This window comes from Chryseobacterium sp. D764 (assembly GCF_019317325.1).
Taxonomy (GTDB): domain Bacteria; phylum Bacteroidota; class Bacteroidia; order Flavobacteriales; family Weeksellaceae; genus Chryseobacterium.
This window is the reverse complement of the sequence record NZ_CP079219.1, coordinates 4261131-4275035: the sequence shown is the minus strand read 5'-3', so window position 1 is coordinate 4275035 and position 13905 is coordinate 4261131. Positions and strand designations below refer to the sequence as shown.

The 13905-nt window shown below is 36.6% G+C and carries 14 protein-coding genes; 13 read left to right on the top strand and 1 reads right to left on the bottom strand.

Annotated features, from left to right (window positions below):
- Positions 1-26: 26 nt before the first annotated feature.
- Positions 27-962, top strand: a complete 936-nt coding sequence (locus KYG33_RS19550; protein ID WP_077414052.1) for a sulfate/molybdate ABC transporter ATP-binding protein — start codon at positions 27-29, stop codon at positions 960-962.
- 290 nt (positions 963-1252) lie between these two features.
- On the opposite strand, the gene KYG33_RS19545 is transcribed toward KYG33_RS19550, so the two are convergent.
- Entirely contained in the window at positions 1253-1597 is a 345-nt protein-coding gene (locus tag KYG33_RS19545; protein WP_219072268.1) for a zinc ribbon domain-containing protein YjdM, read from the bottom strand.
- Positions 1598-1981: 384 nt separating this feature from the next.
- Between KYG33_RS19545 and KYG33_RS19540 the strand changes: the two genes are divergently transcribed.
- From KYG33_RS19540 to KYG33_RS19485, 12 genes are all read left to right on the top strand, one after another.
- Positions 1982-3187, top strand: a complete 1206-nt coding sequence (locus KYG33_RS19540; RefSeq protein WP_077414049.1) for an RsmB/NOP family class I SAM-dependent RNA methyltransferase — start codon at positions 1982-1984, stop codon at positions 3185-3187.
- A 189-nt stretch (positions 3188-3376) separates the two neighbouring features.
- Positions 3377-5044 carry a GLPGLI family protein gene (locus tag KYG33_RS19535; protein ID WP_219072267.1) on the top strand — a complete coding sequence of 556 codons (1668 nt, stop codon included), beginning with the start codon at positions 3377-3379 and terminating at the stop codon, positions 5042-5044.
- Positions 5045-5363: 319 nt separating this feature from the next.
- Positions 5364-7031 (top strand): asparagine synthase B, encoded by a 1668-nt coding sequence (asnB, locus tag KYG33_RS19530; RefSeq protein WP_219072266.1) that lies wholly within the window; start codon positions 5364-5366, stop codon positions 7029-7031.
- Positions 7032-7344: 313 nt separating this feature from the next.
- Entirely contained in the window at positions 7345-8187 is an 843-nt protein-coding gene (locus KYG33_RS19525; protein WP_257468845.1) for a hypothetical protein, read from the top strand.
- A gap of 139 nt (positions 8188-8326) precedes the next feature.
- Entirely contained in the window at positions 8327-9730 is a 1404-nt protein-coding gene (locus KYG33_RS19520) for an MFS transporter (RefSeq protein ID WP_077414043.1), read from the top strand.
- A 135-nt stretch (positions 9731-9865) separates the two neighbouring features.
- On the top strand, positions 9866-10741 hold the full coding sequence (locus tag KYG33_RS19515) for a pirin family protein (protein WP_180565236.1): 876 nt from the start codon (positions 9866-9868) through the stop codon (positions 10739-10741).
- 154 nt (positions 10742-10895) lie between these two features.
- Positions 10896-11207: a GNAT family N-acetyltransferase gene (locus KYG33_RS19510; protein ID WP_077414041.1), complete on the top strand. Its 312-nt coding sequence runs from the start codon at positions 10896-10898 to the stop codon at positions 11205-11207.
- 58 nt (positions 11208-11265) lie between these two features.
- Positions 11266-12165 carry a pirin family protein gene (locus tag KYG33_RS19505; RefSeq protein WP_077414039.1) on the top strand — a complete coding sequence of 300 codons (900 nt, stop codon included), beginning with the start codon at positions 11266-11268 and terminating at the stop codon, positions 12163-12165.
- 14 nt (positions 12166-12179) lie between these two features.
- Positions 12180-12719, top strand: a complete 540-nt coding sequence (locus KYG33_RS19500) for an NADPH-dependent FMN reductase (protein ID WP_077414038.1) — start codon at positions 12180-12182, stop codon at positions 12717-12719.
- Positions 12712-13290 carry a TMEM175 family protein gene (locus KYG33_RS19495; RefSeq protein WP_219072265.1) on the top strand — a complete coding sequence of 193 codons (579 nt, stop codon included), beginning with the start codon at positions 12712-12714 and terminating at the stop codon, positions 13288-13290. The genes KYG33_RS19500 and KYG33_RS19495 overlap by 8 nt, the downstream gene beginning before the upstream one ends.
- 1 nt (position 13291) lies before the next feature.
- Positions 13292-13510, top strand: a complete 219-nt coding sequence (locus KYG33_RS19490; protein WP_047424288.1) for a (4Fe-4S)-binding protein — start codon at positions 13292-13294, stop codon at positions 13508-13510.
- The gene (locus KYG33_RS19485) at positions 13510-13905 is read left to right on the top strand and encodes an OsmC family protein (protein WP_219072264.1); all 396 of its coding nucleotides are present in this window, start codon (positions 13510-13512) and stop codon (positions 13903-13905) included. The genes KYG33_RS19490 and KYG33_RS19485 overlap by 1 nt, the downstream gene beginning before the upstream one ends.

Genomic DNA, 13905 nt, shown 5'->3' with positions numbered 1-13905 from the left:
TTTCATAAAAACCTTACATTTGTAATATGCTATTAGAAATAAACAATTTATTTTTCTCTCATAACAAAGAAAATCCCCTGTTTCAGAACCTTAATCTAAGGTTTGAAGAAAACAGAATTATAGCTCTTGCAGGAGAAAGCGGATGCGGAAAATCCACTCTTCTCAATCTTATTTATGGTCTTCTTGATTGGGAAAGTGGAGAAATTATTTTTAACGGAACAAAGCTTTTGGGACCGAAAGGAAATCTTGTTCCCGGGGAACCGGAAATGAAATTCGTAGCACAGAATTTTGATCTTATGCCTTATGCTACAGTTGCCGAAAACGTAGGAAAGTTTATTTCTAATATCAATTTAAAACAAAAAAAAGAAACCGTAACGGAACTTCTGGAAGTGGTGGGTCTTCAGGAATTTGCGAACGTACTTCCCAAATATTTAAGTGGTGGACAACAGCAGAGAGTGGCCATTGCCAGAGCATTGTCTGTACTTCCAAAGCTCCTGATTTTAGACGAACCATTCAGTAATCTGGATTTTCCGAGAAAAATTGAGCTTCGAGAAAGACTTTTCAGATATGTAAAGCAGCATGGAGTTTCTTTAATTATCTCTACTCACGAACTTCAGGAGATTATGCCGTGGCTGGATCAGATTGTTATTCTTCAGGACGGAAGACTAATTCAGAATGACAGTCCGGAAGAGACCTACAGACACCCTTACAACTCTTATGTTGCAAAATTATTCGGAGAAGTGAATATTTTCAGTGAAAACGAGGCTGAAGACTTCCAGCTTCCCAAATTCTCTTATTATCCCAAAGAAATCAAAATTACAGAATCCGGCCTCGAAGCCGAAGTTCTGGAAAGCAGATTTGCAGGAAACTATTATTGGAATAAGCTAAGAACAAAGGAAAAAGAACTTGTAGTTTATACAGATGAGAGCATATCAGGATCTATAAATATTTCATTTATTTAAAGACAAAAAGGCAGGGCTATTATTATATACGGGATATTTTCCCTTTTCTCTGTGTTTTACATAACTTATACATTTACTTACACTTATCTATAAAAAAAATACAAACATAAGAATTGGTTATTCAAACTTTTTCTTACATTTGTACTTCCAAAGCTTAAGGAAATTTTTGGTTATTTCTCTTTCTGCCTTCCAGACGGACATTAGCAATCTTGCAATTAAGTCTTAGAAAGATTACACTGTCCAATTTTTTCCTTTTCTTATTTTTAAGACATAAGAAAACAGTAATTTTCTTATGCTTTCTTTACAAACTCTGATTTAAGAGCCATTGCCCCGAAACCATCAATTTTGCAGTCAATATTATGATCACTTCCTGGTCTTAAACGGATATTTTTCACTTTGGTTCCTGCTTTTACCGGTTTTGGAGCTCCTTTTACAGGAAGATCTTTTACTACGACTACAGAATCTCCATCCTGAAGTTCGTTTCCATTTGAATCTAATATTTTTCCTTCGTTAGCTGCTTCAGTAGCCGCTTCTGCAGGATTCCATTCGTGGAAACACTGGGAACAGACCATCATATTATCGCTCGGATAGGTAAACTCAGAGCTGCATTTCGGACAAAGTACTGTATCACTCATATTTTTAATTTTTTGCAAAGGTAGAGCTTTTTGGAGGTTGAAGTCAAGTGCAGTATAATTACTGTTGAAAAGTCAAACTAAACGCTATCGTTCGCAAAGCTTGATTAAAAATATTATACTTCGTTCGCAAAGTCACTTCGTTCAGCCAGAATATCAGTTTAATCATTGCTAAGTGAAACGCCTTTGCGATCCTTCTTAAAAAACTATAAGATTTCTTAGCGGTCTTTGCGTTAAAATTTATTTATACTTATAAAAATCTACAAGCTAAGCGGATTGACCATTCACTATCACCATCAGCCTGCCATTCTTAAACTCTCACATCCCAAATTCCAAACTCTCAATTAAAAGTCGTATTTTTGCAGATTCAAACAGCGAAGCAAACTTATGGAACTTATTCACAGAAACTTGGCAATCGGAATTCACGATGCCTTACAGGAGACATTTTTTGAGAAAAACAAATATGCAGATAAAGTTATTGAAAGACTTTTGAAAGCAAACAGAAAATGGGGAAGCCAGGACAGAGCTGTTGTTTCTGAAATTTTTTACAATATTATCCGTTGGAAAAAACGTCTTGAATATTATATGGGGGAGGGTGTAAAGCCCAACAACATTTACAAGCTTATCATCGCCTATTTACTTTGGAGTAAAACCAATTATAAAAAGTTTGAAGAATTTGACGGAATCAAAATTGCCGACATTCTTACCAAACTTAAAAAGAATACAGTTCCTACAAAAGCAATAGAGCATTCTATTCCTGAATGGCTTGCTGAAACTCTTGAAAAAGAACTTGGAGCTAAATGGGAAAGAGAAATGATTGCTTTGAATGAGCAGGCACCCACTGTTTTAAGAGCAAATTCTTTAAGAACAACAACAAAAGAACTTATTTCTGACCTTACTGATGAAGGTGTTGTTTCTTTTCCTATTAAAAATTATCCTGATGCTGTTCAGTTAGAAGAGAAGAAGAATGTTTTTCTTACCACAGCGTTTAAAGAAGGATTATTTGAAGTTCAGGATGCTTCTTCTCAAAAGATCGGTTATTTCCTTGATGTGCAGGAAGGACAAAGAGTGGTAGATGCATGTGCAGGTGCGGGAGGAAAAACACTTCACTTAGCAGCATTAATGAAAAACAAAGGCCAGATTATTGCCCTGGATATTTTCGAGTGGAAACTTGCCGAATTGAAACGTCGTGCTAAAAGAGCTGGCGCCCACAATATTGAAACCCGTATGATTGCCGATAATAAAGTAATCAAACGTCTTCATGAAAAGGCTGACAGACTTCTGATTGATGCCCCATGTTCTGGTCTTGGAGTTTTAAAAAGAAATCCGGACAGTAAGTGGAAAATTGATCAGGACTTTATTGACAGAATTAAAAAAGAACAGCAGCAAATCCTTCAGGACTATTCTAAAATGCTTAAAAAAGGAGGAAAAATGGTATATGCAACATGTTCTATCCTTCCATCTGAAAACAATCTGCAGGTAGACGAATTCATCAAAAACAACCCCGGATTCAAAATGATTAAGGATGAAAAAGTAATGCCTAGCGAGGGTTATGACGGATTCTATATGGCTTTGATTGAGAGAATTTCTTAATCCAAACCCAATAACAATATATAAAACTACTCTATTTTTTGGAGTAGTTTTTTTTTATTTAAAAATCTTTCTAAAAAAATGTAACATTTTTTGTAACATTTAAAGCACATTGTCTACTAACTGTATAGATTAAACCGGTTTGATGCTCTGGAAACTTTAGAATAACTTTGCAGCAAACTCATTTTATTTATGCATACAAGAATTGTTTTCAATTTTCTAGCCATCTTCTTATACTGTCTGTTTTCTGCACAGACCTATGAAATTCAGTATACCAGTTCATATAACGGAAAAACAAATACAGACCAGCCCTCTACTATCGTTTGGGTTAATGAGAAAGAAAATTTCATTCTCAACAGTACAATCAAAGAACAAAAAAGCAGCTTCCCTTATGAAATCACTAAGGTAGAAAAGCCAACAAACATTATTGTTTCATATGCTTTTTTAAAACCGGGATCTACTATTTTAACATCAGATACTGAGTCTGTGGGAAAGCAGGATTTTGAACTCACCAATGAAACTAAAAAGATTCTAGGCTACACTTGTAAAAAAGCAGTCACAAAGGTGAACTCAAACACCATTGAGATCTGGTACACGAATGATTTGAAGCTAAAGGGTGGGCCTTCTGTTTTAGGACAGAATTTAGGACTGGTTCTGGAAGTCGAAAGAAATAAAAACTCTTTAATTACAGCCAGTTCGATCAAAAAAATCAAGGATACAGGAATTGAAAATATAGTAAAGGGAAATATACAGACAACGGATCAGTTGGGGTATAAAGATTTGCTTTGGAAAAGCAGATTTACTACGCTGAATGTTTTTGAAAATGAAACCATCAATTTCTCTGATGCCTCAAAATCTGATGAACAGATAAAAAGATATGCCAACGGAACCATCATTCTTAAAAAAGTAAAATTCCCTGCGATTACAGAAGGAGAAAATATTTTTGTAGAACTGAAACAACAGTCGAACGGGGATGCCTATGACAGAACCGGAACAGTATTTTTCATCCCTCAGGATAAGGAAAAATCTTTTTTTGATGGATTGGAAAAAGGAGCAAAAACACTTCCTGTCTATGAAAATGGAAACGGAAAGCAATATTACGGGATAACAACTACCGATAACTATAGCCCCGCTACGGAAATGATGAGATTTTTTACCGCTTTTGGAATCCAGAAGTTCAATCATATTCAGCTTAAAGGAAAAAACTGGCAGACTATCAGTCCTTACCGGCAGGATATTACAGAGCTTAAGCCTGCATTATCAGGAAAAGAAATTTGGGTAGGTACATTTATTGGCAACTATGACAAAGGCGGACATAAAGTAAGCCTTGATATCACCATTCACAAGAGTGATCAGACAGTTAATAAAAACAATACAGCGATACCATTATTCAATACTTTAAATATTATGGAAATGGCCGGGCAGGACTACTCTACGATGTTCAATCAGGATAAAGGACTCCTTGTTAATTTCACTTTAAATAAAGATTTGAAAAATGCTCAGTTAAGATATACTACAACCGGACATGGAGGCTGGGAAAACGGAGATGAGTTTGTTCCTAAAGCCAATTCTATTTTCGTTGATGGAAATCCGGTATTTTCATTCGTCCCATGGAGAACAGACTGTGGTTCGTACCGTTTGTACAATCCGGCATCAGGAAATTTTCAGGACGGTCTTTCTTCATCAGACCTCAGCAGATCAAACTGGTGTCCGGGAACAGTTACCAATCCTAACTTCATTCCTCTTGGAGATTTGAAAGCCGGAAAACATACGATTCAGGTGAAAATTTCTCAGGGAGCTTCCGAAGGCACAAGTTTCAGCTCATGGAATGTTTCGGGAACGTTACTTGGGGTACAATAAAACAAAACCTTCTTGCATGAGAATTGCAAGAAGGTAAAAACACAAATGATGAAAAAAAATTATTTCGAGCCACAAAGTAAGGGTTAAAATTCATATAATTAATTACCATAGATTAATAAATATGTCATTTTTATTTTGTATGGAAAAACCATCAATTTCGGCTCAACGAAAAAAATTAATCAAAAACATGTTAATTTCAAAGAATAGTTAATACTTTTAACTTTAAATAATTAATTAATTAAAAATTTTCGCTTTTAAATATTTTTCATTGTTATTTATAAACATCCCTTCTACTTTTGTCACATAAATAATAGAAATTATGTGTGGAATTGTATGTTTATTTGATGCCAAACAGAAAACTGAAGTATTAAGACTTCAGGTGCTGGAAATGTCAAAAAAAATCCGTCACAGAGGACCGGATTGGAGCGGCGTTTTTCAGGACGAAAAAGTAATTTTCTCTCACGAAAGACTTGCCATTGTAGATCCTACCTCTGGAAAACAACCTTTATTTACAAAAGACGGAAAAGTAGTATTAGCCGTGAATGGTGAAATCTACAACCATAGAGAATTAAAAGAAGAATTTTCTGATTATGAGTTTCAGACTCAATCTGACTGCGAGGTAATCCTTGCTCTTTACAGAAAGTACGGAAAAGATTTCGTTGAAAAACTGAACGGGATTTTTGCCTTCGCATTATATGACACTGAAAACGACATCTACCTTATTGCCCGTGATCATATGGGAATATGCCCTCTTTATCAAGGTTGGGACAAAAACGGAAACTATTATGTAGCTTCTGAACTGAAAGCACTTGAAGGAGTATGTAAAAAAATTGAAACATTCTTACCGGGACATTTCGTTTACAGTCCGGACGGCGCTGAACTTCAGCAATGGTATACAAGAGACTGGGACAGTTTTGATCATGTGAAAGAAAACGAAACAGATATCGCAAAATTAAGAAAGGGTCTTGAGGATGCTGTTCACAGACAACTGATGAGTGATGTTCCTTATGGTGTACTTCTTTCCGGAGGTTTGGATTCCTCAGTGATTTCAGCGATTACCGCAAAATTTGCCCGCCAGAGAGTTGAAAGTGGAGACACACAGGAAGCCTGGTATCCAAGACTTCACAGTTTTGCTGTAGGACTTGTAGGTTCTCCCGATCTGGCTGCTGCACAAACAGCTGCAAAACACATCGGATCTGTTCACCATGAAGTTAACTTTACCGTTCAGGAAGGGCTGGATGCTGTACGCGATGTAATTTATCACCTGGAAACTTATGATGTAACAACAATCAGGGCATCCACCCCGATGTATCTTCTGGCAAGAGTAATTAAGTCTATGGGAATAAAAATGGTGCTTTCAGGAGAAGGTTCTGATGAATTATTCGGTGGTTATTTATATTTCCACAAAGCTCCAAACGCAAAAGAATTCCACGATGAAACGGTAAGAAAATTAGGCAAACTTCACCTGTATGACTGCTTAAGAGCCAACAAAGCGCTAATGAGCTGGGGAATTGAAGGCAGAGTTCCTTTTCTGGACAAAGAATTTATGGATATTGCCATGACTCTTAACCCAAAAGATAAAATGATCAATACGGCTGAAGGAAAAATCGAAAAATGGGTATTGAGAAAAGCCTTTGAAGATATGCTTCCTGATTCTATTGTCTGGAGACAGAAAGAACAGTTCTCAGATGGTGTAGGCTACTCATGGATCGATACCTTAAAAGAAGTTGCAGAAAAAGAAGTGACGGATGAAATGATGGCTAACGCAAGATTCAGATTCCCGCTAAACACTCCTCAAAACAAAGAAGAATACAGATACAGAACTATTTTTGAAGAACATTTTCCAAGTGAAACAGCAGCTGCTACCGTACCTTCTGTTCCATCTGTAGCCTGCTCCACTCCTATCGCTTTAGAATGGGATGAAGCATTCAAAAAAATGAATGATCCAAGCGGAAGAGCGGTGAAAGTACATGAAACTTCGTACTAGAGGGGTTGATTAGTGAATAGTCAATCGTCAATCCGCTGTGCTTGTCAATTTTGTTATGTGGTTCGGGTTGCGAGATTCGAGATTAAGAACCATCAATACAGAGGTATTTTCTGATCTACTGTTAATCATTCACCATTCATTTTGCGAAGCAAAAATTGACTATTGATATTTAATTTCATCGCTTCAAACACCTAACTTCCTCAGTTATAATTTATCAATCCTGTAGTAATACAGGATTTTCTTTTGAATTAACAATAACAATATGGCATAATTTAACTGACAATCCAAAATAATATCTAATAAATAATTATATTTGAAAAACGAAAATATCAATTATAAAAAAATGAGAAGAAACCTTACTGTTTTATTTGCCTTATTAGCCATAAGTTTTGCTTTTGGACAAGGAAAATATGGCAAATATCTGAATTCGAAGAAGCTTGCTTTGGCTTATAAGAGCGTGAAAGATCAAGATAAAGATGATTACTACCAGCAATTCTACTGGCTTGTAAAAGCAGAGCAGCTAAAAACGTATCCTCACCTTAAAGATATAAAACCTGTCGTTTTATATGAATTCGTAAAATATGTAAACCCTCAGAATCCAACAAAAAAATTGGATGCCAGAGGTAAAGAACTTAGAGCAACTGCAGAATTATCTTTAAATCAATATTTTAAAAATAAGAAATTTGAAAACAATTCTGTTTTGATGTACAATCTTGAAACCTATGTAGATCCTTCAAAAGGACAATACTACACAAAGGTTGATCCTGAGAAAATAAAGGAACTTGTACCGAAAGAATTATTTGCCTTCAACTCTTTCAACAGAAATATGGGAGAGGAAAAGACATATTATCTTTGGATTGACAAGAAAAAAGATGATTTGAATATTGTAGATATCATTCCTAGCGAAAAAGAAGACAAAGCTTTCTATGCAAGACTGAAACAATATCTTCCAAGCTATAAGTTTTCAAAATATGTTCCTAGTGTAAAAAAAGGAAACAAATCTGATAAGACAGATATCGAATATTATTACATCATGCCATTTGAGCAGAATACCGATAACATCGAATACAAAACAAAGGATTTCAAAACTTTCACTTTAAGCCAGTATAGAAAAGCCGGTGATGAATGGAAAGGAGTAGAAAAGCCTAGAAAATAAATCAAAAAGTCCTGTGAAATCTCACAGGACTTTTTTAATTTTATATGGATTTCTTTATCTAAAGATCAACCTGCTTAAAGCAAGCAGATTCTTCAAATAAAATAAGTCTGGACGTTTTTAACGGTTCAGCCTATACGAAATGACAGAAACAAGCACACCACAGACATCCATAAAGAAAATATTACCTTTGATTCTGGCTACCGCTATTTTTATGCAGATGCTGGATTCAACCATCCTGAATACTTCCCTGCCTTCTATTGCAAAAGATCTGCACGAATCTCCGCTTAATATGCAGAACGCCATTATCAGTTATGTTCTTACATTAGCTGTTTTCATGCCTGCCAGCGGATTTCTGGCAGACCGGTTCGGGACCAAAAAAGTATTTATTTTCTCGTTGGTACTGTTCAGCTTAGGTTCCTTGTTTTGTTCCTTGTCTCAGAATCTTACCCATTTGGTAATTTCAAGGGTCATCCAGGGAGTCGGAGGAAGTTTAATGACTCCTGTCGGAAAGCTGGCATTAATCAAAACATTTGATAAAAGTGAGCTCCTTAAAGCAATGAACTTTGCCATTATTCCGGCTCTTATTGGTCCTGTACTTGGTCCGTTAGTCGGAGGTTATATGGTAGATTACCTTTCATGGCACTGGATATTTCTGATCAATATCCCGATTGGTGTTTTAGGAATTCTTTTAGGATTAAAATTCATGCCCAATTACAAGTCGGATGATGTTGATTTTGATTTAAAAGGCTTTTTAATTTTTGCAGCGGCCTCCCTCCTGCTTTCCGTTTCACTGGAACTTTTTGGGGACATGCAGAATATCACTCCTGTTTTACTTGTATTCATTATGGGCTTCCTGTTTCTGTATTATTATTACAAACATGCTAAAAGAGGAGGAAATCCTATCTTCCCGTTAAACCTTTTTCAGGTGAGAACTTTTCGGGTAGGTATCGTGGGAAACCTGGCCACCAGATTAGGAATCAGTTCTGTTCCGTTATTGCTTCCCCTGATGATTCAGATTGCGTATAAACAATCAGCAGTAACTTCAGGCTGGATTATTGCTCCCATGGCTTTAACGGCAATCTTCGGGAAATCCTCAGTAATTAAAATTCTTGATAAATATGGCTATCGTCAGACTTTAATGATCAATACATTCATCATCGGAACGCTGATCTGCCTGCTCGCTATACCTGATATACATACTTCCTTATATTGGTTTATTCCCATTATCGCAGTATTAGGTTTTTTCAACTCTATACAGTTCACCTCTATGAATACCATTTCTATTGCTGACCTTCGGAATTTTCAGACCAGCAGCGGAAACTCTTTAATTTCAGTGAATCAACAGCTAGCTATCGGTTTCGGAATTGCATTCGGACTGATTGTTTTAAAGCTGTTTGAAAATACAGATCTTATTAATGGTGAAATTCACAATGCCTTTCGACTCACATTTCTCACGGTAGGAATATTGACAATTTTATCAGGATTTGTTTTCAGAAGGCTACACATTTCAGATGGAAAGAATATGAAGTCGAAGGAAGATTAAAGAATGAAACTTAAAATGGTAAATTTGAAACTTCACGCTGTACATTTTGCCTTTCTACGTTTCCTACGAACTTAACACAGATCAATGCTTTTCGCATATAACTATGGTAATTTTGTTAACATAATCAACAATGTGATGGCAACTAAAAAAATAGAAATCGTAGTATCTCCGAGACCTGCACACTTTGTAGGCGATGGATTCAGGGTTCATAATTTTATTCCGGGAGTATCCGGATTAGATATGAAAAGAATGGACCCGTTTATTATGCTTGATTACAATTCAAAATTTCATTTCAATGGTTCCGACAGACCAAGAGGAGTGGGAGTTCATCCGCACAGAGGTTTTGAAACAGTAACAATAGCGTATAGCGGAAAAGTAGAACACCATGACAGTGCTGGCGGCGGCGGTGTTATAGGAGAAGGTGACGTTCAGTGGATGACCGCAGCAAAAGGAGTTCTTCATAAAGAGTACCATGAAACAACATGGGCAAAAGAAGGAGGAATTTTTCAGATGGTTCAGCTTTGGGTAAATCTTCCGGCAAAAGATAAAATGAGCTGCCCGAAATATCAGGCTATCGAAAATTCTAAAATGGAAAGAGTAGATTTAGGTGAAAATGGTTTTGTAGAAATAATTGCCGGCGAATATGACGGTCATAAAGGTCCTGCAAGTACTTTCACACCGGTTCATATGATGAATGCCAAACTTAAAGCAGGTGGAAAAGCTGATTTTAATTTTCCGGCTCATTTCAATACTGCAGCTTTGGTTATTGAAGGAAACATTACCGTCAACGGTGAAGAAACCGTGAAGTCTGATCATTTTGCATTATTTAAAAATGAAGGTGAAACTTTCACTATTGAAGCAAAAGAAGATGCTGTTGTTTTAATTATCAGTGGTGAGCCTATTAATGAACCGATCTACCCTCATGGCCCTTTTGTAATGAATTCCAGAGAGGAAATCATGCAGGCTTTTGAGGATTTCAACACCGGGAAATTCGGATATCTTGAAGATTAAAAGAATTAAATTTATCTTAATCTTAGGTAATTCCTTTTTTATTAACTTTATATAATTGCAAACCTTATGGGTTTTGAAAACCTGTAAGGTTTAGCTATGATAACAAATAAGCTTTGCTCTATTACAGAAGCAGGCAATCCTTAATTCAAAAATTATGAAACCAGAATTTGAAAATATACCTCTTGTAAAAGCGGAAAAAAGATTTGAAATAGAATTCAACGGGCATTATGCATTTATAGATTACCGTGAGACAACACACCAGATTGCTTTGGTACACACTGAAGCAGATCCTGAACTGGCAGGAACAGGTGCAGCAGCAGCTGTGGTAGAGAAAACGCTCAATTATATCGAAGAAAGCGGGAAAAAGCTTCTTCCCTTCTGTCCTTACGTTTTCGCTTTTATCAAGAAACATTCTGAATGGAAACGTATCGTGGATGAGAAATTTGAAGGATATGACAAACTTTAAATTTCCTGTAAAACCTCTCAATCTATTTATTTAACATTAAAAAAAGTATCACATCATCATGTCAAATATTGGACTTATCATTGAAGAAAAAGCAGCAGATATCGGAAATTTTCTGGTAGGAAGGCTTCTGCCTTTCCGTGAGAAAAGAGCGGTTGGCCCTTTTGTTTTTATAGATCACATGGGACCTTCAGAATTGAAGGATTATCAGAACCTTGATGTTCCCCCTCATCCCCATATCGGATTATCCACATTAACGTATCTGCTGGAAGGTTCTATTTTCCACAGAGACAGTATTGGAAGTGCTCTTGAAATAAAACCGGGTGCTGTCAACTGGATGACTGCCGGAAAAGGAGTTGTACATTCGGAAAGAACCCCTGAATATTTAAGACACACCGATAAAAGACTTCATGGATTCCAGATCTGGGTGGGACTTCCGAAACATCTTGAACAGTCTGAGCCTACATTTCATCATATTGAAGCTGATGAGATTCCGGTGTGGGAAGAAGATGGTATTCAGTATAAACTAATTGCTGGTGAAGCATTTGGCAGAACATCTCCGGTTCCTGTACACAGCAAGTTATTTTTCATCGAAATAAAAACAAAAGAGGCTAAAAAAATAAGCATCGGAAAAGATCTTTACGGAGAAGCTGCAATGTATGTTCTGGATGGAACGGTTACCACAGAAGGAAATTCTTATGGTTCAAAACAGCTGATGATCGCTAAAGATACCAAGCTTTGCGAGTTTGATATGAGCGAAAACGGAACAGTTTATCTTTTCGGAGGTGAGCCATTCGATGAAGAACGTTTTATATTCTGGAATTTTGTTAACTCTGATAAGGAATTACTTGATCAGGCAAAAGTAAACTGGAATGACCAGAATCACGAAGCTTTTCCTTTGGTTCCGGGAGATGAAAATGAATACGTTCCGCTTCCAAAGGCTATTTTAAACAGAAAATAATTTCAGTTCAAACCATGAAAATATTAGCATTTGCCGGAAGTACGTCTTCCACTTCTATCAACAGGGAACTGGTAAAGTTTGTTCTGAAAGATTTTCAGGAAGATGAAATCAATTTGATCGACCTCAACAATTTCACTATGCCTGTATTCTCTGTAGACCTTGAAAAGAAAGGTTTTCCGGATGAAGCCCATCATTTTTTAAAAGTTATTGATGAATGTGATGTGATCATCTGCTCTCTTGCGGAACACAACCGTTCTTACAGCTCAGCTTTTAAAAATGTTTTTGACTGGTCTTCCAGAATTAATGTAAAAGTATTTCAGAATAAACCAATGTTTTTGATGAGCACTTCTCCGGGAGGCTATGGCGGAGGAAATGTAATGAATACGGCAAAAACATTTTTCCCACAGTTTGCAGCAGATATCAAGGAAACTTTTTCATTGCCTAAGTTTTATGAAAATTTTGATATGGAAAGCGGAGTCATCAATCCGGATATGCTGAATGATCTGAAAGGTAAAATACAAAACTTTAAAAATCAGGTTAAAACCAATGACTAAAGGAAGATTAGAGGCCTTCAGTGACGGTGTCCTTGCTATTATTATCACCATTATGGTACTTGAACTGAAAGTACCGGAAGGAAATAGCTGGACCAGTCTCAAACCTCTCCTTCCTAAGTTCCTGGCTTATATTTTCAGTTTTATTTATGTAGGAATCTACTGGAACAATCATCATCACTTGTTTCAGACGGTAAAAAAAGTAAATGGCAGCATTCTTTGGGCCAATCTCCACCTGCTGTTCTGGCTTTCTCTGATGCCTGTTGCTACAGAATGGATCGGAACCACCGGTTTTGCTAAAAATCCTGTTGCAGTATACGGGATCGGACTCATTATGGCGGCAATTGCCTATACCATTATGGAGCATGTCATTATCCGGTGCGAAGGGGAAGATTCAAAGCTGAAAGAGGCCATCCATTCGAAATATAAAGAATATATCTCTATTATTTTTTATGTTCTTGGCATCGTTACTTCGTTTTTTTATCCTTATATTGCCATAGGTTTTTATTATCTAGTGGCTCTTATATGGCTGATTCCGGACAGAAGAATCGAAAAATCATTAAAAGAAAATTGATATGGAAACACACGAATATCCCAACGGTAACATCACCGTCATCTGGCAGCCTCAAAAGTGTATCCACTCGGCTGTATGCGTAAAATTGCTTCCCAAAGTCTACAATCCTAAAGAAAGACCCTGGATAAAAGCAGAGAATGCAAGCCCGGAAGAACTTAAAACACAGATAGACCAATGCCCTTCAGGCGCATTAAGTTATAAATTCAATACAGAAAAATAATGGCGGTAACGGTAAAAGCAAGTTTAGGAAAAACAAAATATTATACAGAAGTAACAGCCGGCGAAAATAAGATCATTACGGATGAACCGATTGATAAAGGCGGACAGAACAAAGGTTTTAACCCAATGGAAATTCTGGCTACGTCACTGGCAAGCTGTACAGCAGCTACCTTGAGAATGTATATTGAAAGAAAGGAATGGGATGTAGAAAACATCAATGTAGAAGTAGAGCTTGAAAATTTCCCATTAACAAAAAGAGCGGTTTTCAAAAGAGATATCAGCTTTGAAGGTATTCTGGATGATGAGCAGCTGAAAAGACTGCACACCATTGCTGATGCATGCCCAGTTCATAAAATATTTACCAACGACATAGAAATACTAACTAAATTCTCATAA